Genomic DNA, 25,220 nt, shown 5'->3' on the forward strand with positions numbered 1-25,220 from the left:
ACTTTTAGCTGCCACTCAATAATCGGCTAAAAATATAGTTAACAACTGTCAACTATCGGAAGTGTAGTATAATATACAGATATTAGAATTAAAGTGCGATCCACTATGCTTGCTCTATCTCCCGAATTAAAAGAAAGGTTAGCAACTCCGCTCAAAATCGGCGATTTTGAAGTTAAAAGTCGCGTCCTGCAATCGCCATTATCCGGCGTTACCGATTTGGTATTTCGTCGCCTGGTGCGCCGCTACGCGCCGGATTCGATGATGTACACGGAAATGGTGAACGCTACGGGTTTGCACTACGTGAAGCAACTGCCGAGAATTATGGAAGTTGACCCAAACGAGCGTCCGATTAGCATTCAATTGTTTGACTGCCGGCCGGATTTCTTGGCAGAAGCGGCCCAGAAAGCAGTGGCAGAAGGAGCGGATACTGTTGATATTAATATGGGCTGTCCGGTTAACAAAATTACTAAAAACGGCGGCGGTTCTTCTCTGCTGCGAGATCCGGAAACAGCCGAGGCAATTGTGCGGGCTGTTGTGGAAGCGGTTGATGTTCCTGTCACGGTGAAAACTAGGATTGGTTGGACTGACAAAGAAATTAATATTTTGGAATTTGCGAAGCGGATGGAAGATGCGGGAGCAAAAATGATTACCGTGCACGGCCGCACTCGATCGCAAGGTTACACCGGCCCGGCAAAATGGGAGTGGATTCGCCGAGTTAAAGAAGTTTTATCGATTCCTGTTATTGCTAACGGGGATATTTTTTCAGTGGAAGCAGCGATGCGATGTCTGGAAGAAACCGGCGCCGATGGAGTGATGTGTTCGCGGGGAACTTTGGGCTATCCTTTTTTGGTGGGAGAAGTTGATTATTTCTTGAAAACTGGTGTGGAAAAGATAGCTCCGACACCAATTGAACGGCTCGAATGTGCTAAGGAACATTTGCGGGCTTTGTGGGAATATAAAGGTGAAAGCGGTGTCTGCCAAGCGCGCAAGCACTTAACCTGGTATGCTAAGGGTTTCCCCGGCGCTGGGGAATTGCGGGGCGTGTTGGCTGTGGTAGAAACGGTTGAACAAGGTTGCGATTCGATCGATCGCGCGATCGAGCAATTGCCCGCATAAACCTTACCCGCAGATGTCAATTAGGGATTACAGAAACAAAATTCACCTCTGCGGGCTAAGATTTAAGACACAGTTAAAAATTTGTGTGTGGGGGAAAGCATGGATTCGTTAAAAGGGCGAGATTTATTAAGTCTGGCAGATTTAAGCATAGATGAATTAAATTATTTGCTGGATCTAGCAGCCAGTTTAAAATCGGGAATGGTCAAGCTGAAACGCAATAAAGTTCTCGGCTTGTTATTTTCTAAAGCTTCAACGCGAACGCGGGTAAGTTTTACGGTGGCAATGTATAAATTGGGAGGGCAAGTGATTGACCTAAATCCCAACGTTACACAAGTCAGCCGCGGTGAACCTTTGGTAGATACAGCCAGGGTTTTAGACAGATATTTAGACATTTTGGCGATTCGGACTTTCGAGCAAAAGGACTTAGCAACTTTTGCCAACTATGCGAAAATTCCTGTAATTAATGCGCTGACAGATGACGAACACCCATGTCAAGTGCTGGCGGATTTAATGACAGTAAAAGAGTGTTTCGGCAAGTTGGAAGGGGTGACTTTGACTTATTTGGGCGATGGCAATAATATGGCTAATTCGCTGATGTTGGGCTGTGCAATGATGGGGATGAATGTGAGAATTGCTTGTCCTCAAGATTTTCTGCCCAATCCTGAAATTGTGGAAAAAGCGAAGGATATTGCTAAGGGAAAAACTGAGGTAACTGTTACTGTTGACGCCAAAGCTGCGGTGAAGAATGCTCAAGTTATTTATACTGATGTGTGGGCGAGTATGGGACAGGAAGAGGAAGCAAAAAGCAGGGTTCCTTTGTTTGAGCCTTATCAGGTAAATGAACAACTGGTGGATCTGGCCGATCGCAATGCGATTGTATTGCACTGTTTGCCGGCACACCGAGATGAAGAGATTACGGATGCGGTAATTGAAGGAAGTCGATCGCGCGTTTGGGATCAGGCAGAAAATCGGATGCACGCTCAGCAAGCTTTGCTCGCAAGCATTCTAGAAAGCGATTAGGAATTAGCTAAAAATTGGTCTTTCAAGCGGTTTTTAATAGTCCCTTTAGGGCGGGCGAGGAGCAATAGCCCACAAGAAAATTTAATTTTTGTGGAACGGGCATCTTGCCCGTTCTTAATGGGTGTTCAATTCGATATAATAGGTGGCAGCATTTCTTGAATTGCGATATTGAAAGCGGGAAATTCGATAGGTGAAATGCTCGCAGTTTCCGCAAGAATAACCTCGCTTTGATACCCATCTTCCGCAGGTTCTCGAAAAACGTGCAGTTGTCTTTCGCCCACATTGAGCACCCAATAATCGGCAATTCCCGATCGCGCGTAAGCTTTGGCTTTAATTTCGCGATCGAAAGTTAAGCTGCTGTCTGCCACTTCGATAATGAGATAGACTTCTGAGGGAGTCGGATGGTGAGTCGCATAGTCAAAAGGATCGATTCTGACTACGGCGATATCTGGTTCGGGTTCGGAATTGTCATCAAGGGCGATCGGATATTGAGTATAGACAGCAGCCTGGTCTGGTTTTCGAGAATTTAGCGCAACAGTGTCGCCGTGCGTCTAGTAGCACAAGTATGAGCAGTTCCTTTCGCACTCATTTTGATAATATTTCCTAAAATTAATTCACCTCGCTCCTCTGGGTGAAAAAATCCCATCTCTCCCAGCATCTGATATTTTTTAACTGTCCATTTGTGGATCGTAAAAGGGGCTTCTGTTATCAGCCTAGTTTCACCAAAAATATCGCAATTCCATCCAGGATAATTTGATTGTAGCTGAGGTAAAGTATGCAGCGGTAATCAGATCAGGATTGTGCAGCCTCTCTCTGCGATCTCTGCGCCCTCTGCGGTTAATAAAAAAACAATAAAGTGATTCAGGTTTCGATCGCAGAATGGGCATAAATTGCCAACTGCGATCGATTTCGCAAGTTTAACCGATTCAGTAAATGAGTGACATGAGTCTTCACTGTTCCCTCAGAAATAAACAACTGCTGGGCAATATCTCGGTTGGCTAAACCTTTACCAATCAACCGCAATACCTCTTGTTCGCGCGGGGTTAATTGTGCCACTGCAGGGAGTTGTGAGAGTTGAGTAGTAGGTGTTGGAGTCGTAGGTGCTGCACAAAATCCTGTTATTAGCTTATCCATTAAACCAGGAGCCAGTTGAGTATAACCCGATTGCACCAAACGAATTGCTTGTGCTAACTCTTCCGATGGCATATCTTTCAACAAATAGCCCTTGGCTCCGGCTCGCATCGCATCAACAATATATCCATCGTCATCAAAAGTAGTTAAAACCAAGACACTCGTGTTGGGAAATGACTGACAGATCAGGCGAGTTGCTTCTCTACCATCCATCACGGGCATTTTTAAATCCATTAATACAACATCGGGTTGGAGAGCTTCGACTTGCTCTATGGCAGCTTTACCGTTGTGGGCAATTCCAATCACTTCTAAATCTGATTCTAGGCTTAACATAGCCTTGAGTCCTTGGCAGATAAGCTGCTGATCGTCAACTAACAACAGACGAATCATGGGATATTCCTAAAATGTATTATCCCATGATAGTTCTTAATTACACAGACAAAGAAAAAACGCCAAAAGAGGTTACGTTAATTTTACACTTTGTTACATCAAGTAATTTATTTTCGCCTACCTACTTAACGGCAGGCTAACATCGATTCTACACCCCGCTCCGGGTGATGTTTCCAGGTGAAACTCTCCGTTGAGAGAAGCAATTCGCTCTTGCATCCCTCGCAATCCAAACCCGCCAGTACCACTTTCTAATTGGAACCCCCGCCCGTTATCTTCAAGAGTCAAAAGCACTCGATCGCACGTTGTTTGCAATTGCAGGCGAACCTCGGTAGCTTGGGCGTATTTGCAAATGTTGGTCAACGCTTCTTGCACGATGCGATATAGCGTTTTGACAACTGGAGGTGGTAACACAACTTCCACGCAAATGCTGCTGGTAACAGTGACACCCGTACTCTGGCGAAAGTCTTCCATCAGCGAGGCAATCCCCTGTTCCAAGGGTTCTTCTGCCTCTGCGTCTGCCCTTAGCGCATTTACCGATTGTCGAACTTCTTTCATCGCCACTTTACCGAGTCGCTGGGCTTGTTCCAAAAACGGTTGTGCCTCTATTGGGTCATGTTGCCAGAGTTTCATGGCGGTTTGCAGTTGAATGTTGAGCGAAGTCAAGGCGTGACCCAGGGAATCGTGAATCTCTCTTGCAATGCGATTGCGTTCCTGAACCGCTGCTAAATCTTCTATTTGCAGGGCATATTCCCGTAGCTGTGCGTGGGCTTGCGATAGTTGTTCCTGGGTTCTGCGTTCTGCTAGTAAGGTACTGACCAACTGCGACACGAAAAATAGCCCCAATCCAAACATCAACAATTCTGCAGTCTGGTGCATCCAAATTTGCTGTTGCTCGACATTAGGCAACATTAGGGGTATCACTCTTTGAAGATACTGAACTTGATGAAACATATACATTACCAGCGACAGACCTGCCACGATCCATCGACCGGGGGATTCAAATAAAAAACAACTGCGAATCAACACGATCAAATACAGCGTCGGTAGGATATGGAGATATCCCAAGGTAGTTCCGTAGAAGATCAGACTCATTTCGATCGCCGTATAGAGATAGCGAAACGAAGTTTTGCCCGCAGGTAAGATCCATCCCATCAAGCCCAGGGAGATCAGGATCAGAATGTGCTGTACGGGAAGACTTTGACGCTGCCACGCTTCGATGGCGGCCATCACTCCACAACTGCCTAACATGATCCATTCGGTGTACAGCAGAAAGCGAAATGGTTGAGGTTGGGTTTTTAGTAGGGATGCGATCGCAGTCATGGCAGGGGCTTCCAGTAGTTCTGGCTCTCAAATATTCCCCAAAAATACTGCAAGTCAGAGTGAATGTCGATAAAACTCGGCAATTTTCTAACTTTCGCTGATGCCACCCCTCGGAACTATGACTAAAGTTATAGCCGATCGGGATAGGAAGCGCGAACATCGGACTCGGCAGTGATGGGCGATCGCAACTTTTGGCAGATGAGGGGGAGATCGAAAATATCTATTTCGTTGATGTCAGAAGCGAGACGTTTTTCAGATGTGTTGAACTCGGTTGAGTTCCTAAGATTGTGACATAGCAAACCAAAGCAAACAGTTTTGATTTTGCTGAATACTTCACTTAATATTTAGGAGCAACGAACATGGCTGTAATTAATGGAACCAACGGCAACGACAATCTGAACGGTACTGCTGCGAGCGATACCTTGCGGGGATTAGACGGAAACGATAATCTGTTTGGCGGTTTTTTTGGGGACGATCTTCTGGATGGTGGAAACGGAAACGATACAGCGACCTATCTGGGATTTGGCAATAACATAAATGCTTCATTAGAGACGAACAAAGCAACTTTTTTTGGAGGTAGCGGGACTTTCATCAGTATTGAAAACTTAATTGGCGGTAACAATCAAGATATCTTAACTGGCAACGGTTTTGACAATCTGATTGATGGTGGCCCTAGCGGTGACGACATCTCGGGCCGGGCGGGGAACGATCGCCTACTTGGTGGAGCCGGATTCGATATTTTAAGAGGAGAATTAGGAAATGATAACCTTCGAGGTGGCGACGATACGGATTTGCTAGAAGGTGGCGATGGGTTTGATTTCCTAGCTGGCGATAAGGGCAACGATACGATGATTGGTGGCAGCGGAGACGACAACTTTCAATGGGTGGATGGCGACGGCAGCGATCTGATTCAAGGCGACAGCGGTGGCGATAACTTGTTGTTCAACGGTTCGATCGCGCAAGGGGATAATATTGATATCACCCAATCGGGCTTGAACATTGTATTGCAGCGCACCAATCTCGTCCCCGTAACCTTAACAACCACAGGCATAGAGAGTTTCAATGCAATTAACGGTGGCGGTGGCGATGATGTGTTAAATGTCCGCAATCTAGGCGCGACAAGCGGTGTCGAATTTATCCAATTCACGGGGGGAGAAGGCAACGATCGCCTGAATACAACTAATGTATCAGCAAACATCAATGCTAGTGGTGGTAATGGAAATGATATTCTCGTAAGCAGTAACGGGAACGACGAGCTATTTGGTAATGGAGGAAGTGACGTTCTTTCCGGGGGTAACGGGAGCGATCGAATTACAGGTGCCGAAAGAGGAGGAGGCAAGGGTGAATTTGATGTGCTAATTGGCGGTGCAGGAGCAGATACTTTTGTGCTCGGAGAGCTCGGGCAAACCAGTTATGATGATGGCAACGGCTTGTTAGACAATGCTGCGGACTTTTTCAATGGTAACATTGGCATTGATGGTCTGAGCGATTTTGCCCGCATCTTAGACTTCAGAATCGGTGAGGATGTTATTCAACTGGGTGGGTCGAGCAATAGCTACGTGCTCCGACCCGTCCCTGGTTCCCTGCAAGGAGGGAGTGCAGCTCAAGATGTGGGAATTTTCAAGAACAATGGATTTGCACAGCCCCTTGAGTTGATCGGGATCGTTCAAGATGCACCCTCTGGTCTAAATATCAACAATTCAGCGCAATTTAAATTCAGCTAGTTTTCAGGCGATCGCACTGCTTTAAGTTTGAATCGAGTACGGTGTTGTGTGGCACAAAAAACACACAACACCGTTTGGCGATCGACCCAAACATTGCCCGCAGTTTAATATTGGGGGAATACCAGAAACGCCAGCCGTTGTGGCTTGAAATTTAAGATATTGTCAGCTGGATCGGGCGCTATAAGATAGTTTGCGGTAATAGTTTCAGCCTAACTTGTTTTCATGCTGTCAGCTTAAAGCGTTTTCTGGCAGTCCGGGGTTTAAACCCCTGCCTCATAGCTTAAGGAATGAGAATTAAATAACTTAGAATTTTTATGGTTCTTGTGGGCTCGGCGTCCCGCCCGTCCAGAAAGGGCGGGCTAAGAGTGTCCAACCCCTACTTCCGACAAACTTGTGTAAATTATTTAATTCGCATCCTAAGTCGGTTAAAACCGACTGCAATTATTAGCATTATTATTTAAATGAATGTTATAAATAGATTATTCATGAATTAGTAAGGTACGCCATAAGCACCTTACTAACCCTGGGGTATTTCCGACTAAGCTGACACGCTACAAACTAGCAAAATTTACTTTTGTGACTTCACCTGCGGCAACATTAACTGTTTGTTGAATTTGACTTCCGTCAACTTTCAACTGATAAGTTCCCGGAGAAAGCTCGATCGCCCCAAACCATCCTTTGCCATCGGCGCGCAGTTGACGCACCTTGGCAGCAGCATCGATCGACTGCAATGTCAAGCTCGCACCGTCGCAAGTTTGAGCGCACCGCTGCAAATTTCCGGCGATCGCACCTGTAGTCGGCCGCGACTTCCAAGGCATATCGGGAACCGCTGCTGCTGTCGCCCACACAGGCTGAGTTTCATAGGTTTTGCCCGTCGCAGCATCAACGTATTGACTCGGCTGCGAAAGTGCGGTGTAAAACAAATCGTTGCTTTGGGGAACGTATTTCCAAGGCTGGCGGGGCAAATCACCGCTACCGCCCGATCGCAGTTCCACATTCGTGTACACGTTGCTGCTAGCGTAGGAATACAGCACCGTACCCGCTACGTGATTTCCTGTCGCAGAAGGCGCTTCGGCGCGGCGAACCTGCGCTAGGGTATCTTCGATGTAGTTGAGGTAATTGCCGGGGCCGATCGCAATTTGGCGGTTGTACTGGTGGTTTTTGGCGAACTCGATCCAGTGGTCATAAGCGAGTTTTTGCGATGGTTTGTACTCGCGCTGGTAAGTCATCGGCATCGCCATGTCTACGATCCCTTCTTCCAGCCAAGCGCGCCAATCCTGCAATACTTCTTTGTACGGCTGCGTTTGATACCAAGCTGCATCGTTTTTCGGGCCGTCGCCCCAGGCGATCGTGGCGGCGGTAATTTTAACGCGCGGTTTGATTGCAAGGCTTTCTACATAAAGCTTCCGCACTAAATTTGTTACCTGATCGCGCCGCCACTGCATCCACGCGGGATCGCTGGGTGCGGGTTTGCCCGATCGACCTGTTTGCTGATTGAAACGGGCGATCGCAGTTGGATTGTAGCCCCAAGTCGGCCCGCCGTAGCGCACATAATCCAACTGTACGCCGTCCACATCGTAGCGCTTGATCAAGTCCAAATAGACGGAAACAGTATAATCTACGGCGTCTGGATGACCGGGATCGAGGAAACCGGGTGATTCCCCCCCGTAAGTCAGCATCGCCCAATTGTCGTTTCCTGGGGCAGAAGGCCCGTGTTGTTGCCAAACGTGACCGGCGGGAAGTTTGGTGCCCGAAACCACCGGCAGCGTCACCATCCAAGCGTGTACTTCAATGCCTGCGGCGTGGGCTTTGTCAATCAAATCTTGCAGGGGATCGAAACCGGGGGGAACGTTGGGATCGAGAGTGCGGGGTTCGATCGCACTCGTGTAAAAGGCATCGCCACGGCGGCGGACTTGGGCGACGATGGCGTTGGCATTTGCCCGCTGCGCGTCTGCGATCAATTTTGTGACTTCTTGAGGGGTTTTGAAGCCGGGGTTGAAAGCGTCCACCCAGAAGGCGCGAAATTCGGCGGTTTGGGTTTGCGGGGGCATAGTTGCGTTAGCGAAGCCCTCGAAGAGGATCGCGCGGGATGGGAAGTTGGAGAACCAACCAGGAGTCAGCAGAAAACTAATTGTTAAGCCAATCAGGAACAAGCTTGACAAAAAGAATGTTTTGGTATTTCGCATCAGAAATGTGTGAGAGAGCGTTTAACAGTCCTTTACGGACTTTTGGTTTGAGCGTCCGCTTGACATTTTCGCACAATGGTACAGTTTTGTGTTGTAAACGGCAATTTTTTAATCTAATGTCATTAATAAATAAACAGATTGATTATGAGTAAACCGCCTCAAAAACCAGCAACTAACCGCTTGTTAATTTCACAAAAACTGCTTGGACTTCATCATCGCTGGCAAAGTCTCCAGCTTCGGCATCGGCAACGCCTTTATTAATCTCATCCAGCAGCCATTGATAGATGTCCAGGTAAGAAGCGATGGCTTCGTTCAAAACATAAGTTAAATCGCGATCGGTGACAGTAGCGATCGCCTTCAGCGCCTCTTTTTTTTCGGTATCTAGGAGAAATGTAAAACTTTCTTGACTCATGGCTGCCCTTTGCTGTTATGGGAAGAGAGTAAACTGGTAATATGATAGCGTATTGTTTCCAATTTTAGCGAAAATAAACTGAAAGGGCGAAAATTTGCTACCTGCTTGCTACAATAGGTAAAAAAACAGAGAGCGCCTTGATATGACTGCGATCGAACAGCCAGTAATTAAAACAAATTATGACTTATTTGACCTCGTGCGTACCAGACCCAAAATGTATTTAGGCAATAACGGAAAAACCCTGACTGCACTTATGGCTTTTGTGACTGGCTACTATTTTGCCTGTTTCCACAATGGACTTAAACTTGATGAAGGAACACCTCCATATTCGCACTTTGTTCACTGGATACCGTATCGACTTTTTGGAAAGCCAAACAACCTGCCTTGGGAGTTCATGGAAAACGAGCTCGGTCAATCTGCTGCTTTTTAAACTTTCTTCGAGATGCTTGACGAATTCCGCAGTCTCCAACCGTGTCTTCTTTCCAGCATACAGCCAAGTAGCAAACATCAACCAACTGGTAAAGTTTTAATTCATCAAGGAAATCCTGAAGATAGTTTGCCCCGACCTGTGCCGTCAATTATTATAATTTTTGGTTATCCAAATGTCCCAATTTGCTTCATTAGTTATGAATATGCCAATCATCCGCCTTATGAAACAATGTATCATTCATTAAAAGAAGCGCTGGAATTTGTCAAGGCATATCTAAATATTCAAATAAGTGAATGGAATTTTACAGAAACGGGTAACGATCGCATTCAAACATAAATTTTGCTGAAAAATTCTATTTACTTATTAAAATAAAAGTTAAATTAAATCTTATGCAATCCCATTTTCAAACACTAACTGTTCAAAGTAAAAATACCATAATTAGCAGCAATTTGCTCGATCGAGTAGATGGCTGGCGCCAAGAAGCAACCCGAAAGTTGCAGCAAAGCCAGAGAGGAGAAAAAGGACAATTTTTAACACCTTCCTCAGTCGCAAGTTTGATGGCGCGAATGTTTGAATTCAACTGTCCCGATATATCGCTTTTAGATGCCGGTGCAGGAATTGGTTCCCTGTTAGCAGCCGTTGTTTGGGAACTTTGCCAGCGCCCAAACAAACCGCACAGCCTTCACGTTACAGCTTATGAAATCGACCTTATTTTGATTGAATACCTCAAGCAAACTTTAGAATTGTGCAGTATAGAATGTCAGCGTTTTGGGATATCTTTTACCTGTGAGGTTCGCGAAATTGATTTTATTCAAGATAGCGCCGATATGTTGCAACCCAATCTATTTACACAACAAGCAAAACGGGAATTTAGCCATGCAATTATCAATCCTCCCTATGCCAAGATAGACGCTAAATCCCAAGCCCGCACCTTGCTGCGTTCTATAGGACTAGAAACCAGCAATCTCTACGCTGGCTTCACAGTTGCTGCCGCTCACCTGCTCAAACCAAACGGTGAATTAGTGTCGATTACTCCCCGCAGCTTTTGCAACGGTTTATACTTTCGAGACTTCCGCAAAGTATTCCTTCAAATGATGGCTTTACGCCAAGTACACATCTTTGAATCCCGACAGTTGCCATTTCGCGATGATGCTGTGCTGCAAGAAACTATTATTGTGCGCGCCACCAAACAAATAGAACAGCCAGATACTGTACTAATTACCTCAAGCGGCAGCGCGGACGATGACCTGGTTTTGTCTCACCAACTGCCCTATACCTCCCTAATTAATCCCAAAGATTCCGAGCAATTTATTCGGATTTTACCGGATTCTGTCAGCCAGAAAGTAGTAGAGCAAATGGCTCAATTTACTTGCACGCTAGAGGAATTAGGCTTAACAGTTTCCACCGGAAAAGTTGTAGATTTTCGTGTTCGCTCTGACTTGCGACTAAAACCTGAAAACGGTACAGTTCCGCTGATTTATCCTGCACACTTCTCCACTGGCGGTGTTGAATATCCCACAGCAACGAGAAAGCATCAAGCTTTAGCTGTCACGGAAAAAACTGCTGCACTCCTCGTACCTAACGAACATTATGTTTTGAGCAAGCGCTTCTCCTCAAAGGAAGAGAAAAAGCGAATTGTTGCAGTTGTCTGGGATGCCAATAAAATTAATAGTTCTCGCGTGGGTTTTGAGAACCATTTGAATTACTTTCACCAACAGGGACGCGGATTAGACCTCACCCTGGCGCGGGGATTGGCAGTTTATCTAAATTCGAGCTTGGTAGATGCGTTTTTCCGACTGTTCAACGGACACACTCAAGTTAATGCTACGGATTTACGCACTTTGAAGTATCCTAATGTAGAGCAATTACTTTTACTTGGCGCACAAATAGGAGAAGTATTTCCTACACAGCGGGAGATTGATCGACTTGTCGAGACACAACTGCTTAACGCGACAAATCCGTTAGAAAATAGCCCAATGACAATCAAGAACCGTATTGATGAATCTCTAGAAATACTTGCAGCGCTGGGGTTTCCAAAAGGTCAGCTTAACGAACGTTCCGCCTTAACCCTTCTGGCTTTGCTTGAGCTCAAGCCAAAGGAGGCTTGGGAATCGGCAAAATCTCCACTTCGGGGAATCACACCAATTATGGAATTTATGGAGCAGCAATACGGTAAAAAGTATGCGCCAAATACGCGGGAAACTGTGCGTCGCCAGACTGTGCATCAGTTTCTCGATGCAGGTTTAATTGTTGTTAATCCTGACAGTCCCGAACGTCCGGTGAATAGTCCAAAAACTGCATATCAGATAGAAGAAAGTGCTTTGGAACTGCTGCGAACTTATGGCACTTCTGACTGGGACAAGAATCTTCGCGCTTACCTCGCCTCCGTCGAAACGCTGAAGCAACGATATGCACAAGAGCGAAAAATGGCGCGAATTCCAATTACAATCGAAGGTGATGTAAAAACTCTTTCGCCCGGAGCTCATAACGTCTTAATATCAAAGATTGTCAGTGAGTTTGCTGAGCGCTTTACTCCTGCTGGCAGACTGCTTTATGTCGGAGATACCGATGAGAAGTTTGCTCATTTCAATCAAGCCTCGCTAACTGCATTAGGCGTTACAGTCGATGCTCACGGTAAGATGCCAGATGTAATTGTTCACTTCACTGAAAAAAACTGGTTGGTGTTGATTGAAGCTGTTACTTCTCACGGCCCGATTAATCCAAAACGCAAAACAGAGCTTGAGAATCTTTTTAGAAGTTCGACAGTACCTCTGGTGATGGTGACAGCTTTCCTCAGCCGCAAGGCAATGGCGGAATATTTATCTGATATTTCCTGGGAAACTGATGTCTGGCTAGCAGAAGACGCTACTCACCTGGTTCATTTTAACGGAGAAAATCTTTTGCAGGCTTATTCCAAAAATGAAAATATTTGTGAGTCAAAAGGATGCTAAAATTCACTGTTTATATGGCTGCCGCTGGCATCGGAATGACATATACTGTGATGCCAGGGGTTGAATTGACCGGAATTGTCGATCGCACTCAGTAAATCAAATAAGTAACTAGGTAAAATATCTCTGCAATGGAAAAAAAGCATAACGCTGGATTGTGGGTATCAGTATTATACTTCGCTCAAGGTCTCCCTTACACCGTCGTTAATTTAATGTCGGTGATTTTTTTGAAAGGTATGGGAACCAGCAACGAATTGATCGGATTGACAAGTCTGTTGTCTTTTCCCTGGGTTTTAAAAGGTTTGTGGGGGCCAGTTGTTGATTTGTATTCCACCAAACGCAAGTGGATTTTAACCACCGAAATCATTTGTGCTTTTCTGTTTGCTTTCCTGGCTTTTGGTGTATTGACGCCGGCACCGATTATTATATCACTTGTGATCTTTACCGCGATCGCCTTTGTGTCCGCTACTCACGATATCGCCATTGACGGATTTTATTTAAACACTCTAAATAAAGACCAACAAGCACTATTTGTCGGGGTTCGCAACACGGCTTATAGAGGTGCTGTCATTGCCGGTAGCGGTTTATTGGTTTTCTTAGCCGGGAAACTGGCCGAACAGCATTTAATCACCGGAAATACAGGCGACACCAAAATATATCAAAACATTCCGCTGTCACTTTTCGGTTCGGATTTTAGCGTGTCGGCGCTTAACTACGGATGGGCGACAGCCTTTGGCATTTGTGCGATTATGTTTGTGCTGATATATCTTTTTCAGCGGTGGTATCTTCCCTATCCTAGAAATTACGATCTGGAATCCGACACTCCTCAACAAAGAACCAGCTTTATCGAAGCATTCAAAACTTATTTTCAGCAAGATAAAATAGGTTGGATTGTGGCTTACGTCTTGATTTTTCGCTTGGGCGATGCCTTGACGTTTAAAATGGCTCCGCCATTTTTGATGGATAAAGTTGAGAAAGGAGGCTTAGCAGTTTCTACGTCGGATATGGGCTTATTATCCGGTACTTTAGGGGTAATGTTTCTGTTAATTGGAGGGTTGCTGGGCGGCTATTTAATTGCCAAACAAGGATTGAAAAAATGGATGTGGCCGACGGCAATTCTGCAAAATTCGACTAACGTGCTGTATTGGCTGTTGGCAATCAATCAACCGGGGATTGAATGGGCTTATGCTGTAAACTCGATCGAGCAATTTACTTACGGACTGGGCGTAGCTGCCTATACAGTGTTCTTGATGCGGACTGTCCGCCCTGAATACGAAGCATCTCACTATGCAATTACAACTGCTTTTATGGCCGCAGGAGTGCTGATTCCGGGCGTTTTTAGCGGCTACTTGCAGGCGAGTCTCGGTTATCAAAATTATTTTTTGATGAGCGCGCTGGCTGTGATTCCCGGTATGCTGACGATTTTCTTTCTGCCCCTAGAAGATGAGAAAAAATTAGCATCCATGCCCAGACCTGGACTGGACGATTTCGATTAATATCAAGTCCGGTCGCTATAACTATAATATTCGGGCGGGTCGGGTTTACCAATGTCTGCACTACTTTTGGAGATTTCGGTCAACCCCTCCCTACAGGAATATTGATGTTTGTAATCATGGAATGAGTATAAATCAATACGCTTGGGTTAGCGCTTTCAGACGAATTTCATTTCACGCATTTATGAGAGTTCCAGACTTGTGAAAGGAAATCAGATTATTCTTACCCCAAGCGTATTGGAGTATAAATTATGTGCGCTTGCGTTCATAAAATAAGGACACAACAATGTTGTGTCCCTACCGAATATCTGTATTGCCAGCCGCCAACTAAATCGCAATAAAATCACTAGCTGTTAGCGGACTACTTGGAATGCCAGGAATACTGGCAAGAACTTCGCCATTACGGGCCAGTTCAATCGTCGTTATAAAATCGCCTGCAGTAACCCTCACTTGGTTGAAGGTCAAACCTCCGCTCAAACCGATTAAATCTTGACCCTTTTGAAAGTCTACAAGTGTATCTGTACCGGCACCTGCTCCTAACACCAATACGTCGCGTCCAGCGCCACCAATTAAGAGATCCGCACCCATTGCGCCAATGAGTGTATCGTCTCCTTCTCCACCGTTCAAGTTATCATCTCCTTTGCCGCCTAATACCAGGTCGTTGCCGCTGCCACCGCTGATAATATCGTTGCCTTTGTTGCCACTGAGAGTGTCGTTTCCCCCATTGCCAGTGATAATATCGTCCCCTGCAAAACCTGATGCTGTATTGTTGGCATCGTCGCCTACTAAATTATTAATTTGGGAGAGTTCGAGAGCAGTTTTCATAGCCACAACGTTTGCTAAAAATGAGCTTCCCGGAGTGGTTCTTAATTGCTCTAAACTGCTGCGCGATTCCAGCGAGCTTGCCAAGTCGGGCAGTGCAAAGTCTAAGCCAGCTAACAGCTCTAAATAATCTGAATCTGGGAAAGTGAAATCAGGGCGGTTCAACTGGTCTACAGAGATTTCTCTCTGAGTAAAGCCGGGAGGAGGAGAAGTTAACAAACCGCTTTGGGTGTGCTTTTCCAAGACAAGTAGCGGGTTGATAACCGGGTTAGTAAATGTTTGAAGAACTACTTTTCCGGGGAGAAAAGCTTCTCCTCCCAAACTAACAAAATCGCCCTCAACTACGTAGTGAGTTACATTTTTTCCGGGGCCGACTTTCTGCTTGAATGTATTGACTGTACTCTGAGCAACTCCGGGAGAATTGAAGGTGACAACATCTCCGATCGCAGATGTGAATTCAGTGGCGGCTAGTTGCGTTATGGCGCCGCCCAAGCTGTGTCCCAGAAGGTCTGGTGGCAAGCGGCTGGGGTTTTTGGCTGTATCTTGACTGATTTGTGTCAACCAATTTCCTAATGCTTGTTTGTTAGCTTCAAATTGGTTGAAACCGGTGCCCCGCGGGTCTGCGTTGGCAATATCGTCTATGGGCGTGTCAGTGCCACGAAATACCAAAACAGGCGGTTTGTCTGGGGTGGTGGAAATTAAGCCGATCGCGTGAAATCCAGTTCCGGGATCGTCAAAGGTGCGATCGATTTGGTAGCCAGCAGCACTCAAGCCTGTTTGAACTAAAGTTTGAAACTGGGGCTGGTCATCTATGTAAGCAAGTTGCTTGGCTATAGTTTCGTAAGCGGCGGGGGAGGAGGGCATATTTTTTTATTTCCTGTCGTTTGAGGGGGAATTAGTTTTTAACCTACTTAACTAAGTTTACTATAAACTTCGTTTATTGACCATATTAATTGGTCATTTTTATGGGCTTTTTAGGGGCAAATTGATAGAGATTTTTTAATACAAAAAAACTCTCGCTACAAAACCCAGGCAGGTTTTGCGCCACCAAAAATACAAATTTTGAGCACCCTAAAGCTATACAAAATCTACCCGGGTAATAGCGCTGGCACCTACGCCTCTGAGAGTAGCAAGAATTTCCCCAGTAGCCGGGATAGTAATTAAAGCTCCGTCAACACCTTGAGTTACTATAACTTGAGGAAAAGTTAGACCCCTCGACAGTGTAATTAAATCTTCACTATCTTGAAAATCTAAAATCACATCTGCTCCGCCGCCGGATTCCAATACAAAGCGATCGCGCCCCGCACCACCAATTAAAAAATCGTTGCCAAACTCGCCGGAAACCAAATCATTTCCGTCGCCACCCTCCAAATAATCGTTATCTCTGCCGCCGTACAAGAAATCGTCGCCATCACCACCGATGATGCTGTCATTACCTCGATTGCCTCTGAGAGTATCGTTACCGCCGTTGCCGATAACTGTATCCTCTCCAGGGCCGCCGGTAGCAGTATTGTTCCGAGCGTCGCCTGATAAATAATTCGGTTGCAAGGGAGCTAAACCGTACTGCATTTGTCTGATTAACTGCACAAAAGAAAATTCTGGTGCTGTTCTCACACTCTCTGCACCGCCTCTGCTTCTGATCGCTACTGAGACATTTGGCAGGGCAAAATTCATCGCACCGATAAACTCGTTAAAATCGGAATCGTTGTTATAAGTAAATTCAGGACTGTTTAATTGTTCTACGGAAATTTGCCTCTGCAAAAAACCCACGGGCGGAGTAGTTAACAAATTTTCAGTTCGATGTTTTGCCAAAACAGTTAAGGGATTAATACTCGGATCGGTAAAACTTTGGATAAATACTTTACCCGGAATAAATGCTTCACCAAACAAGCTGACGAAATCTCCGCTGACAATGTAGTGAGTGACATTTTTGTTGCCGACTCTGCCGAGATTTCTCCGAAAACTGGTGAATGTATTCGCGGAGACTCCCGGAGAGTTGAAAGTAAAGATATCTCCGGTCAGAGATGTGTATTCGGTTGCTACAATTTGAGCGACTGCTCCGCCCCAACTGTGTCCGATGACATCTGGCAATAATTTGCTGGGGTTTTTACCAGTATTTTGACCGATTTCTGTGAGCCAATTTTTGATATTATCTTTGTTCTTTTCAAATTCAGGTAAACCAATGTCCCGCGAGTCGGAAAAGATAGCATCGCCGTCGATGAAGTCTGTACCTTTAAATACGATGACGGGCGGGTTTTCGGGATTGGATGAACCGAATCCGATCGCATAAAAGTTGGTTTCTGGGTCGTCGAATATGCGATCGATATAGTAGCCATTAGTATCTAGGAAAGTCGAAACTTCATTTTGCGCGCTCGGCTTTTGATTCAAAAAAACAATTGATTTAGCTAGAGCTTCATAAACAGCAGGCGAGGCACTCATAATATTATATTTTCTGTTCGTTGGTATTTGCGAGCGCTCAGGCTTGAGCTAATTGTCCAATGGCAGCAATTATAGCTGACAAGATTTGTATGGTACACTTGATAATATCAACTCAAGAATTAAGTTTTTGCGGTTATGGGTATCATTCGTCAATACATTGCTCCATTAATAGCGGTATTAGTATTTTTCGCGGCTCTGGTAGCAGTCAGTGCTCGCATATTTTTGCCTGGTGACATGGCTGCCCCGGCACCGATTGAGGAAGCGATCCCCCAAAAGCAAGCGGCAGTAGTCAATCCAATGTTCTTGGGGCTAAATGATGCGGCTCTCCGTGTCCGCTGAGCTGATGTCTGCTCAACTAATACCGGGTTACTGGCTGCGATCGGGATCGGGACTCGATCGAGCAAAACTGGTAAAATTTATGCACCGGACTTACCGAGAGCTTTACCCGGATGGGGAATTGGGACATTTGGCTCAAACTGTCGAGCAGTATTTTTCTAACCAGACGCCGGTTTGGTGGGTAGAGTGCCAGAAAAACAGCCAGGAAGAGGCAGAAATTTTGCCGGCGCTTCCCTCCCAGTATCTCAATCCCTCATCTCAAGCCCAAAATCTCCAATCCGTTGTCGGATGTTTGTGGTTGGGAAATGCGATCGACCAAACCACCGGAGAACGCTACGCTCACATTTTTTTGCTGTACGTAGCACCGGAACATCGCCGTCTAGGAGTCGGTGCAGCTTTAGTTATTCATGCTGAAAATTGGGCGCGGGAAAGGGGCGATCGGCAAATTGGTTTGCAAGTATTTCTCAGCAATCAGCCGGCGGTGAATCTCTATCAAAAATTAGGCTATCAAAGTCATTCCGTCTCGATGCTCAAGTCTCTTTGAAAAATAAATTCTACTGGTTGGGAATCAGGGCTAAAGTCCTGATTCATCCAAATTATGAGGACTGAATTCCTCACTACCAACTTAAGTAAAAGCAGAGATATTCGTTTGTAGTAACTCATATGTTGCACCATTCTCAATTAGCCTTTTATGAACAGGCTTTTGGGCCTGTTCCACAAAAGATAAATTTTCTTCTTGTGGAACAGGCCCGAAAGCCTGTTGCTGACAATGGTGCAATATCGCGCGCACCCTACAATTATTGACTGCTGAGTGCTGACTGCTGACTGAGTTGCTTAGGAGCATCCTCTGTGCGGTAAAGTTTTTTTATGAACAATAACGACTACTCCAACGCCCTTGATAGTGATACGGAACTGGAAAGCCCTTTGGATCAATTTGACGAATCCGAACCCCCGCTGCCAGATCCCGAGGAAATGCTGCCTTTGCTGGAATCCCCGGAACCTCAGCACCGGATGATTGCGGCGCGGGCTTTTTGCGAACTGCAGGACGATCGAGCAATTTCGCATTTAATTAATTTATTGAGAGACGGTTGCCCCTTGGTGCGAGTGAGCGCGGCTTATGCGTTGGGGCGAAATCCGAGTCCCGATGCTGTGGAACCGCTGATTCTTCAGCTTAATCGCGATTGGAACGGTTACGTTCGCAAAGGGGTAGTTTGGGCCTTGGGAAATTGCAGCGACCACCGCGCTTTGCCATCTTTAATTGATGCTCTGAAAACTGATATTTCGGCGGTGCGTTTGTGGGCGGCGAGTTCTCTGGGTCAAATGGCAAAAGTTGGTTACTATGTGGTGATTGCGGCGATTCCGCCGTTGATTGAAGCGCTGCGGGGAGATGCTGTATCTGCTGTGCGAAGTAATTCCGCTTGGGCGATCGGGCAACTGGCTCGCGAATTGCCGAATAATATAGTGTACGCTGGGGCGATCGATGGTCTGATTGAAGCTTTAGAAGAAGATGAAGATATGGGCGTGCGGGAAGATGCTAAATCTTCGCTCTTGCGAGTTGGCGACCCGCGCGGATTGCAGATAATTGAAGACTTAGAAATGGAAGGACTTTTGTGATTGAAACGCCCCAATTACTAATTACCCATTACTAATTATGCCTTTCATCAGTGCTAAAACAGAATTTGGTTTCAAAAAAATCTTTGCTTCGCCCCAGAGCAAAGACATTTTGATTAGCTTCCTCAATGCTATGCTCTATGACGCAGAGCCAACCATTGAAGACTTAGAAATTATTGACCCTTACGCCGCGCCGAGCGTTACTGGATTAAAAGACACTTACCTGGATGTTAAAGCCAAAATTACAGGCAACAAAACTGTGATTATTGAAATGCAGGTAATAAATGTAGAAGCTTTTACTAAACGGGTAGTGTACAATGCCACCAAAACCTACGCAACTCAACTCAGACCCAGGGAAGGATACTCTAAATTAAATCCTCTGATTGGTTTAACAATTACAGATTTTATTCTCTTTGAAAATACAGAAAAATTTCTCACCCATTTTGTATTTAAAGAACTCGAAGAAAACTTCGAGTATTATAACAGAGAAATCGAATTAGTGTTTGTCGAACTGCCCAAGTTTAACAAAGAACTGGAACAAGTAGAAAACCTAATTCAAAGCTGGATTTATTTTATAAAAAACGCTCCCCTATTCGATGAAATTCCCGAAAAATTTGCATCAATGCCCGAAATTCAAACAGCTTTTTCCATCGCCAGCAGAACTAATTTAACCCTTAAGGAATTAGAGGAATTGGAAAAGCGGGAAATGTTTTTTGAAGACCAACGCGGTGCTGTTATTAAAGGGATGCAAGAAGGTCGCCAAGAAGGTCGCCAAGAAGGTCTAATTGAGGGGCAAACAGCATTAATCCTGCGTCTACTCCGGCGGCGCACTGGCGAAATCCCACCAGAAACTAAAACTCGCATTCGGCAGTTATCTCTCGAACAATTAGAGGATTTAGGAGAAATCTTGTTAGATTTTACCAGTCAAGAGGATTTGATAGCTTGGCTTGACTCGGCTTCCGCATGAATTTATAACTTTTGCACTCCTGATACTAAATCCGGCTTTAATACCCCCTTCATTCTTTATTTGCCACAGGCGGACTGTGTTTGTGTAATAGCGGTTTCAACCGCCGAGTTTCTAATCTAATAAGTCGGGTTCCCGACGCACAATCATGTCATAAAGCGGTTGAAAGCTAAACCATCCCATACGGTGAGACCCTACTTGTTGCTGTGTCAAACGCGCACATTCTGGCTTGATGAGAATAGGTTTTCCTGCTGCTTCGGCCATTAACTGCGCTTGACAAGAACGTTCCATTGCAATAAACCACCAAGCCGCTTCATCTACTGTTTGACCTACTGTTAACAGTCCGTGATTTTGTAAAATAATAGCTTTTTTCTCACCTAAAGTTTTGGCGATGCGTTTAGCTTCTTCGATTTCCAAAACAACTCCGGTGTAATCGTCAAATAAAGCTTGGTCTTCATAAAAAGAACAAGCATCTTGCGTCAGCGGGTCAAGCAGGCGGCCCAAACTCGACCAACTTTTGCCGTAGGGAGAATGAGCGTGGGCTGCTGCGATTACGTCTGGGCGGGCGCTGTGCACTTGGGAATGAATGGCAAATGCTGCTTCGTTTACGGGTTTATTTCCTTCAACAACTTCGCCTTTGTGGTTGACTAAAATTAGGTCGCTGACTCGAATTAAACTAAAGTGCATCCCAAAGGAATTGACCCAGAAATGGTCTAGGTGTTCGGGATCGCGGACGGTGATGTGTCCGGCAATTCCTTCGCTGAATCCGAAGCGGGCAAATAATCGGAATGCGGCGGCTAAACGCTGTTTGCGGTGGCGGCGTTCTTCTTCAACTGAGTTGAATGTCGGGGGTTGAAAAGTGACTTTGGGGATTTTTATTGCAACCATAGATTTGGGAATTGGGCATTGGGAATTGGGCATTGGGCATTGGGCATTGTTAACCGTTGACTGTTAACAGTTAACTACTGACTACTGACTACTGACTACTGACTACTGACTTTATCTTCGCTGAGACGCAAACCTGCTATGTTTTTGCAGTCGAAGGTGGCGTTGTTGCCGGGGCGACGTTCTATTAATTCGATGATTTGTCCGGCGGGGTTTTGCAGAAACCACTGGGTTAATGAGCCGTAGTCTAGAGGACGCTCTGATAGCGGTTTAAAGTTTTTATTTTGCCATATTTTAGCAGCATTCTGCACGTTTTCGACTCGAATCGCGACGTGGTGAACTGCTGCTAATCCTCTTTCTTCCTGGAAACGGTTTTTTTGGTCGCCGGCTGCGTGGGGCGCATCTAATACTACTAAGCCGCCCGCTGGCATTAATAAGGTCATTAAATGCAGCCACAAGTCGGAGGGAACATTAATGTTTTCCGCACAAAAGTTAATCGGGAACAAGTCGGGGCCTTCAACTGTTTTGGCGCCGAAGGGGTAAAAAGATTTGGCGTAGTTTTCGAGTTCGGTGCGGCTAGGAAATGTGATGACAAAGTGGTCGATCGCAACTTGTTCGTCGTACAGGTGTGTTTCAAACGTCCAGGTTGTTAAATATTCGGGAGTGATAAATTTGGGGTTGAATTCCAGCAAGCCATTTTTTTCGATGAAAGGTGAGTCAAGATGGCCCTCAAGGTTGCGATCGAACTTTAGGGTTTGTAGATTCAAGTTTTTCATCTGTATTCGCCGATGTTAACTCCGCAAAACTGCGAATTGTGTCTACAAGCTGAAGTTGACACACATTTGGTGCGCCTTAATTCAAAAATAACACAAAACTTAATATTGGTAAGCCGATCGCCCGATCGCAACTCCCAAACCTTTATAGAGCAAGTATTCCCCAATCTAAAATCGTATCATTTGCCGATCGCGTTCCCGGCCAACCACGCCGTAGTCCAGGCACTTTGGAAGTTGAAACCGCCCGTCACGCCGTCGATATCCAAGATTTCGCCGGCAAAGAAAAGTCCGGGACAGCGGCGGCTTTCCATTGTCTTAAAATCTACTTCTTTGAGGTTGACACCGCCGCAGGTGACGAACTCTTCCTTAAATGCGCCTTTTCCGGCAATCTGATATTCGCCTTGAACGAGTTCTAGCAGGAGGCGATCGAGGATTTTGTTAGATAAGTCTGCCCAGCGTTTTTGCTCATCAATGCCGATCGAACTTGTCAAACGTTCCCAGAGGCGGCGCGGCACCGGAAACGGACAGCTAGAGACAATCAATCGGTGCGACAACTGCGACTTCACCGCTAGCAGTTGCTGCCGCAAAACTTCCGCATTGTACTGGGGAAGCCAATTAATCAGCACAGATGTTTTATAATGGCGATCGTGCAAAAATCTCGCACCCCAAGCAGAAAGTTTTAGTACAGCAGGCCCGCTTAAACCCCAGTGAGTAATTAGCAAAGGCCCGCTTTGTTCTAATTTAGCTCCCGGCAATTTCACCTTAGCATTAGGAACAGAAATTCCGGCTAAATCTTTGATTCTGCTGTCGGAAATATTAAAAGTAAATAGAGAAGGAACAGGCAGTTCTACAGTATTACCTAACTCTTTTGCCCACTTATAACCCGAAGGATTGCTGCCTGTAGCCAGAAGAATGCGATCGCACTTAAAACTCTCCCCAGACTTCAACTCAATTTCAAATCTAGGGGCGGTGTCCCCTTGTTCGCCCTCTGCGTTATTCCCGGTTAATTTCTTTACTGAAACGACTGCATCACCAGTGCGAATTTTTACGCCTGCATCCTCAGCAGCCCGGATCAAACAGTTAACAATTGTCGCCGAATCGTCTGTGATCGGAAACATTCGCCCGTCTTCTTCTGTTTTCAACTTCACACCGTGACCGGCAAACCATTCTACAGTATCGCGGGGTTGAAATCGAGTAAAAGCACCGCGCAGAGCTTTCCCACCTCTGGGGTAATTCTGCACTAAAACACCAGGGTCAAAACAAGCGTGAGTAACGTTGCAGCGCCCGCCGCCAGAGATGCGAACTTTTGCCAGGAGTTGCCGGCCAGCTTCTAGTAAAGTGACGCGGGCTTGCGGGTAGGTTTTGGCACAGGTAATTGCACTAAAAAAACCCGCAGCACCGCCACCTATGATTGTAATTTTGAGCATTCGATCGGACAAATTTTTTCTCGCTTATTCTGGTTCAAAATCGGATTTTGCCGCCCCGCAAATGGGACAAACCCAATCGTCGGGGATATCTTCAAAGGCAGTACCGGGAGCTATGCCTCCGTCGGGGTCGCCTAGTTCTGGATCGTAGACGTAATTGCAAACTGTACAAACGTATTTTTGCATTTGCTTAACTTAATTTTATATTGTAAGCCTATAGATTGTACTTGACAACGCAACCTAGTGCAATACCAATTTCAAACAGTAATGAGACTTTTCGTAATTTCCAAGTTTTTACGAATTAATATCGTTTCCGGTAGTACCGGAATTATTAGCCAAAATTAGGACACGGCAGTGCCGTGTCCCTACAATATTATTTTCGGTAGGGACACGGCAATGCCGTGTCATCTATATCATAAGGAGTGCAACCGGAATTGATATAAGTTTTGCACCATCTTCAAATCTAAAATCTAAAATCTAAAATCGTCAAAGCCTCCAAAACCGCAGTTCTAGAGGCTTGATTGTATTTTTTATTAGTTTACTGCGATTGGAAGACTAGACTTTCGTTAAAGGCTTAGTCCAAACGCCGCTTTCATCTTCTTCGTACTGCTGGTGAATGGCATTCCAAGCGGTGTGTTCCGCTTGTATCGAGTCGTTGCTTTCATCAAATGCGGCGTTGTAGGATTCCATAAAGGTTTTTTGAGCAGCTTCCGACAGGTGCGATCGCACTTCTGGAGATAAGTCTGCCGGACTATTGCAGCGACCTTTGACGGCGCGCGGCAGCGTCATTTCGCTAACTGAAACTTCTTCGCCACCTGCACTTTCTAGCAAGAGTTGAAATTCGCCCGATTTATCTGCGGGAACTTCTGCCATCACGAGAAATTCGCCTGCTTCAACACGGGTTTGATAGATAGTTGCTTTGTCTTCGGGCATTCCCAAAGCGACTAAAGCGGAAACTAGACCCGCACCGGCCGAACCTGCGATCGCGCCGCTAGCAGCACCCAACAGTACAGCACCCAGCGGGCCCGCCGATACTACTGCACCGACAAAGGGAATAAACAGGACACCGACGCCTGTTAGCAAACCCAAAAAAGAACCGAATAAGGAACCAAAAATCGCCCCGCTTCGGAGACCGCCTAATATCACATCTTTTTTAGTAATAAAGCCGGCAATTTTAGTTTTTGATTGAAAGTTTTTTCCCATTACTGAGATGTGGTCGCGGGAAACTCCGCGATCGAGCAAGCGCCGAATTACGCCGTCTAATTGTTCTTCTTCCTTAAATACGGCTGAAACTGTGCGTTCGGCTAAATATTCCTCGGTCATTTTTCCTCCTTGATGGTTTTTCGATTAGTTGTGCTGGTTTTCAGTATAGGAGCACACCGCAGGGCGATCGCATCAACCGCGAGATAGAGGTCGATACGAGCCGATATACTTTGAGGATCTATCAAAAGAGTTAAAGTTTTTTTTAAGTGCGATTGTTCATCTATGATTCGAGATAGTTATTCAGATAATATAATTTTTTAATCTTGCTATCTTATTCTATCTTAAAGGCTTAAATTTTATCGTAAATTCCGATAGCAAGCGCTTTCCATCAGCTTTTTGGGCTGCTAGATTTGCCTCAATTTTGTCTGGCTTCGCCTAATATTAGGCTAGTAGACCATAAATTTGCGAGCGAGTCAAATGCGGTTTTTAATTAATGATTTTTTCTGGAGTCAGCCCAGCATTAAAATCAATAGCAATATTTTTTACGGTAATTCGGGTTGTGGCAATGGGGGGCGGCAGTCGCAAGTTCCCGG

At 45.6% G+C, this 25,220-nt stretch carries 23 protein-coding genes; 11 read left to right on the plus strand and 12 right to left on the minus strand.

Annotated features, from left to right (window positions below; genetic code table 11):
- The first annotated feature begins 105 nt into the window (after nucleotides 1–105).
- Both dusB and argF read left to right on the plus strand, forming a co-directional pair.
- Nucleotides 106–1,116: a tRNA dihydrouridine synthase DusB gene (gene dusB / locus QUA07_RS00595; RefSeq protein WP_242724764.1), complete on the plus strand. Its 1,011-nt coding sequence runs from the start codon at nucleotides 106–108 to the stop codon at nucleotides 1,114–1,116.
- A gap of 99 nt (nucleotides 1,117–1,215) precedes the next feature.
- Nucleotides 1,216–2,136 carry an ornithine carbamoyltransferase gene (argF, locus tag QUA07_RS00600; protein ID WP_333321578.1) on the plus strand — a complete coding sequence of 307 codons (921 nt, stop codon included), beginning with the start codon at nucleotides 1,216–1,218 and terminating at the stop codon, nucleotides 2,134–2,136.
- Nucleotides 2,137–2,261: 125 nt separating this feature from the next.
- Here the strand turns inward: argF and QUA07_RS00605 are convergent, their stop codons facing one another.
- The 3 genes from QUA07_RS00605 to QUA07_RS00615 all read right to left on the minus strand — a co-directional run bounded on the left by QUA07_RS00605 (nucleotide 2,262) and on the right by QUA07_RS00615 (nucleotide 4,977).
- The gene (locus QUA07_RS00605) at nucleotides 2,262–2,618 is read right to left on the minus strand and encodes a Uma2 family endonuclease (protein ID WP_333321835.1); all 357 of its coding nucleotides are present in this window, start codon (nucleotides 2,616–2,618) and stop codon (nucleotides 2,262–2,264) included.
- A 379-nt stretch (nucleotides 2,619–2,997) separates the two neighbouring features.
- Nucleotides 2,998–3,657 carry a response regulator transcription factor gene (locus tag QUA07_RS00610; protein WP_333321580.1) on the minus strand — a complete coding sequence of 220 codons (660 nt, stop codon included), beginning with the start codon at nucleotides 3,655–3,657 and terminating at the stop codon, nucleotides 2,998–3,000.
- A 117-nt stretch (nucleotides 3,658–3,774) separates the two neighbouring features.
- Entirely contained in the window at nucleotides 3,775–4,977 is a 1,203-nt protein-coding gene (locus QUA07_RS00615) for a sensor histidine kinase (protein ID WP_333321582.1), read from the minus strand.
- A gap of 359 nt (nucleotides 4,978–5,336) precedes the next feature.
- Here QUA07_RS00615 and QUA07_RS00620 point away from each other — a divergent pair, with 359 nt between their 5' ends.
- The gene (locus QUA07_RS00620; protein WP_333321584.1) at nucleotides 5,337–6,701 is read left to right on the plus strand and encodes a calcium-binding protein; all 1,365 of its coding nucleotides are present in this window, start codon (nucleotides 5,337–5,339) and stop codon (nucleotides 6,699–6,701) included.
- A 551-nt stretch (nucleotides 6,702–7,252) separates the two neighbouring features.
- Here QUA07_RS00620 and QUA07_RS00625 read toward each other — a convergent pair.
- Together QUA07_RS00625 and QUA07_RS00630 are read right to left on the minus strand one after the other, a co-directional pair.
- Complete coding sequence (locus QUA07_RS00625) at nucleotides 7,253–8,887, minus strand: family 10 glycosylhydrolase (protein ID WP_333321586.1); 1,635 nt, start codon at nucleotides 8,885–8,887, stop codon at nucleotides 7,253–7,255.
- 172 nt (nucleotides 8,888–9,059) lie between these two features.
- The gene (locus tag QUA07_RS00630; RefSeq protein WP_333321588.1) at nucleotides 9,060–9,299 is read right to left on the minus strand and encodes a CopG family transcriptional regulator; all 240 of its coding nucleotides are present in this window, start codon (nucleotides 9,297–9,299) and stop codon (nucleotides 9,060–9,062) included.
- Nucleotides 9,300–9,441: 142 nt separating this feature from the next.
- Here QUA07_RS00630 and QUA07_RS00635 point away from each other — a divergent pair, with 142 nt between their 5' ends.
- The 4 genes from QUA07_RS00635 to QUA07_RS00650 all read left to right on the plus strand — a co-directional run bounded on the left by QUA07_RS00635 (nucleotide 9,442) and on the right by QUA07_RS00650 (nucleotide 14,173).
- The gene (locus tag QUA07_RS00635) at nucleotides 9,442–9,729 is read left to right on the plus strand and encodes a hypothetical protein (RefSeq protein ID WP_333321590.1); all 288 of its coding nucleotides are present in this window, start codon (nucleotides 9,442–9,444) and stop codon (nucleotides 9,727–9,729) included.
- A gap of 12 nt (nucleotides 9,730–9,741) precedes the next feature.
- Nucleotides 9,742–10,065, plus strand: a complete 324-nt coding sequence (locus QUA07_RS00640) for a hypothetical protein (protein WP_333321594.1) — start codon at nucleotides 9,742–9,744, stop codon at nucleotides 10,063–10,065.
- Between the two features lie 53 nt (nucleotides 10,066–10,118).
- Complete coding sequence (locus tag QUA07_RS00645) at nucleotides 10,119–12,680, plus strand: BsuBI/PstI family type II restriction endonuclease (RefSeq protein WP_333321598.1); 2,562 nt, start codon at nucleotides 10,119–10,121, stop codon at nucleotides 12,678–12,680.
- 128 nt (nucleotides 12,681–12,808) lie between these two features.
- Entirely contained in the window at nucleotides 12,809–14,173 is a 1,365-nt protein-coding gene (locus QUA07_RS00650) for an MFS transporter (protein WP_333321602.1), read from the plus strand.
- A gap of 324 nt (nucleotides 14,174–14,497) precedes the next feature.
- Here QUA07_RS00650 and QUA07_RS00655 read toward each other — a convergent pair whose 3' ends face one another.
- Complete coding sequence (locus QUA07_RS00655; protein ID WP_333321606.1) at nucleotides 14,498–15,856, minus strand: calcium-binding protein; 1,359 nt, start codon at nucleotides 15,854–15,856, stop codon at nucleotides 14,498–14,500.
- A gap of 213 nt (nucleotides 15,857–16,069) precedes the next feature.
- Nucleotides 16,070–17,431: a calcium-binding protein gene (locus tag QUA07_RS00660; protein ID WP_333321611.1), complete on the minus strand. Its 1,362-nt coding sequence runs from the start codon at nucleotides 17,429–17,431 to the stop codon at nucleotides 16,070–16,072.
- A 135-nt stretch (nucleotides 17,432–17,566) separates the two neighbouring features.
- Between QUA07_RS00660 and QUA07_RS00665 the strand changes: the two genes are divergently transcribed.
- From QUA07_RS00665 to QUA07_RS00680, 4 genes are all read left to right on the plus strand, one after another.
- Complete coding sequence (locus QUA07_RS00665) at nucleotides 17,567–17,770, plus strand: hypothetical protein (RefSeq protein WP_333080852.1); 204 nt, start codon at nucleotides 17,567–17,569, stop codon at nucleotides 17,768–17,770.
- A gap of 4 nt (nucleotides 17,771–17,774) precedes the next feature.
- Nucleotides 17,775–18,311, plus strand: coding sequence for a GNAT family N-acetyltransferase (locus tag QUA07_RS00670; protein ID WP_333321613.1), 537 nt, complete (start codon nucleotides 17,775–17,777; stop codon nucleotides 18,309–18,311).
- A gap of 323 nt (nucleotides 18,312–18,634) precedes the next feature.
- The gene (locus tag QUA07_RS00675; protein ID WP_333321615.1) at nucleotides 18,635–19,381 is read left to right on the plus strand and encodes a HEAT repeat domain-containing protein; all 747 of its coding nucleotides are present in this window, start codon (nucleotides 18,635–18,637) and stop codon (nucleotides 19,379–19,381) included.
- Nucleotides 19,382–19,418: 37 nt separating this feature from the next.
- The gene (locus QUA07_RS00680; RefSeq protein WP_333321617.1) at nucleotides 19,419–20,345 is read left to right on the plus strand and encodes an Rpn family recombination-promoting nuclease/putative transposase; all 927 of its coding nucleotides are present in this window, start codon (nucleotides 19,419–19,421) and stop codon (nucleotides 20,343–20,345) included.
- A 111-nt stretch (nucleotides 20,346–20,456) separates the two neighbouring features.
- Here the strand turns inward: QUA07_RS00680 and QUA07_RS00685 are convergent, their stop codons facing one another.
- The 5 genes from QUA07_RS00685 to QUA07_RS00705 form a co-directional block, all read right to left on the minus strand.
- A complete protein-coding gene (locus tag QUA07_RS00685) occupies nucleotides 20,457–21,230 on the minus strand; it encodes a class II aldolase/adducin family protein (RefSeq protein WP_333208643.1) in 774 nt (257 codons plus the stop codon).
- A 95-nt stretch (nucleotides 21,231–21,325) separates the two neighbouring features.
- A complete protein-coding gene (locus QUA07_RS00690) occupies nucleotides 21,326–22,003 on the minus strand; it encodes a hypothetical protein (protein WP_333321619.1) in 678 nt (225 codons plus the stop codon).
- Between the two features lie 176 nt (nucleotides 22,004–22,179).
- Nucleotides 22,180–23,427 (minus strand): NAD(P)/FAD-dependent oxidoreductase, encoded by a 1,248-nt coding sequence (locus tag QUA07_RS00695; protein WP_333321621.1) that lies wholly within the window; start codon nucleotides 23,425–23,427, stop codon nucleotides 22,180–22,182.
- 24 nt (nucleotides 23,428–23,451) lie between these two features.
- Nucleotides 23,452–23,610 carry a rubredoxin gene (rd, locus tag QUA07_RS00700; protein WP_333321623.1) on the minus strand — a complete coding sequence of 53 codons (159 nt, stop codon included), beginning with the start codon at nucleotides 23,608–23,610 and terminating at the stop codon, nucleotides 23,452–23,454.
- Between the two features lie 369 nt (nucleotides 23,611–23,979).
- Nucleotides 23,980–24,747: a ChaB family protein gene (locus QUA07_RS00705; RefSeq protein WP_333321626.1), complete on the minus strand. Its 768-nt coding sequence runs from the start codon at nucleotides 24,745–24,747 to the stop codon at nucleotides 23,980–23,982.
- Between the last annotated feature and the right edge of the window lie 473 nt (nucleotides 24,748–25,220).

The organism is Microcoleus sp. T3_A4 (assembly GCF_036700465.1).
Taxonomy (GTDB): Bacteria; Cyanobacteriota; Cyanobacteriia; order Cyanobacteriales; family Microcoleaceae; genus Microcoleus.

Bases quoted from the DNA above. Each gene is read 5' to 3' on its own strand.
- QUA07_RS00690 (WP_333321619.1), bottom strand. From the start codon at position 22,003: ATGAAAAACTTGAATCTACAAACCCTAAAGTTCGATCGCAACCTTGAG.
- QUA07_RS00695 (WP_333321621.1), bottom strand. From the start codon at position 23,427: ATGCTCAAAATTACAATCATAGGTGGCGGTGCTGCGGGTTTTTTTAGT.
- QUA07_RS00620 (WP_333321584.1), top strand. From the start codon at position 5,337: ATGGCTGTAATTAATGGAACCAACGGCAACGACAATCTGAACGGTACT.
- QUA07_RS00625 (WP_333321586.1), bottom strand. From the start codon at position 8,887: ATGCGAAATACCAAAACATTCTTTTTGTCAAGCTTGTTCCTGATTGGC.
- QUA07_RS00610 (WP_333321580.1), bottom strand. From the start codon at position 3,657: ATGATTCGTCTGTTGTTAGTTGACGATCAGCAGCTTATCTGCCAAGGA.
- QUA07_RS00705 (WP_333321626.1), bottom strand. From the start codon at position 24,747: ATGACCGAGGAATATTTAGCCGAACGCACAGTTTCAGCCGTATTTAAG.
- QUA07_RS00670 (WP_333321613.1), top strand. From the start codon at position 17,775: ATGTCTGCTCAACTAATACCGGGTTACTGGCTGCGATCGGGATCGGGA.
- QUA07_RS00680 (WP_333321617.1), top strand. From the start codon at position 19,419: ATGCCTTTCATCAGTGCTAAAACAGAATTTGGTTTCAAAAAAATCTTT.
- QUA07_RS00630 (WP_333321588.1), bottom strand. From the start codon at position 9,299: ATGAGTCAAGAAAGTTTTACATTTCTCCTAGATACCGAAAAAAAAGAG.
- QUA07_RS00640 (WP_333321594.1), top strand. From the start codon at position 9,742: ATGCTTGACGAATTCCGCAGTCTCCAACCGTGTCTTCTTTCCAGCATA.
- QUA07_RS00675 (WP_333321615.1), top strand. From the start codon at position 18,635: ATGAACAATAACGACTACTCCAACGCCCTTGATAGTGATACGGAACTG.
- QUA07_RS00685 (WP_333208643.1), bottom strand. From the start codon at position 21,230: ATGGTTGCAATAAAAATCCCCAAAGTCACTTTTCAACCCCCGACATTC.
- dusB (WP_242724764.1), top strand. From the start codon at position 106: ATGCTTGCTCTATCTCCCGAATTAAAAGAAAGGTTAGCAACTCCGCTC.
- QUA07_RS00650 (WP_333321602.1), top strand. From the start codon at position 12,809: ATGGAAAAAAAGCATAACGCTGGATTGTGGGTATCAGTATTATACTTC.
- rd (WP_333321623.1), bottom strand. From the start codon at position 23,610: ATGCAAAAATACGTTTGTACAGTTTGCAATTACGTCTACGATCCAGAA.
- QUA07_RS00615 (WP_333321582.1), bottom strand. From the start codon at position 4,977: ATGACTGCGATCGCATCCCTACTAAAAACCCAACCTCAACCATTTCGC.
- QUA07_RS00645 (WP_333321598.1), top strand. From the start codon at position 10,119: ATGCAATCCCATTTTCAAACACTAACTGTTCAAAGTAAAAATACCATA.
- QUA07_RS00660 (WP_333321611.1), bottom strand. From the start codon at position 17,431: ATGAGTGCCTCGCCTGCTGTTTATGAAGCTCTAGCTAAATCAATTGTT.
- argF (WP_333321578.1), top strand. From the start codon at position 1,216: ATGGATTCGTTAAAAGGGCGAGATTTATTAAGTCTGGCAGATTTAAGC.
- QUA07_RS00665 (WP_333080852.1), top strand. From the start codon at position 17,567: ATGGGTATCATTCGTCAATACATTGCTCCATTAATAGCGGTATTAGTA.
- QUA07_RS00635 (WP_333321590.1), top strand. From the start codon at position 9,442: ATGACTGCGATCGAACAGCCAGTAATTAAAACAAATTATGACTTATTT.
- QUA07_RS00655 (WP_333321606.1), bottom strand. From the start codon at position 15,856: ATGCCCTCCTCCCCCGCCGCTTACGAAACTATAGCCAAGCAACTTGCT.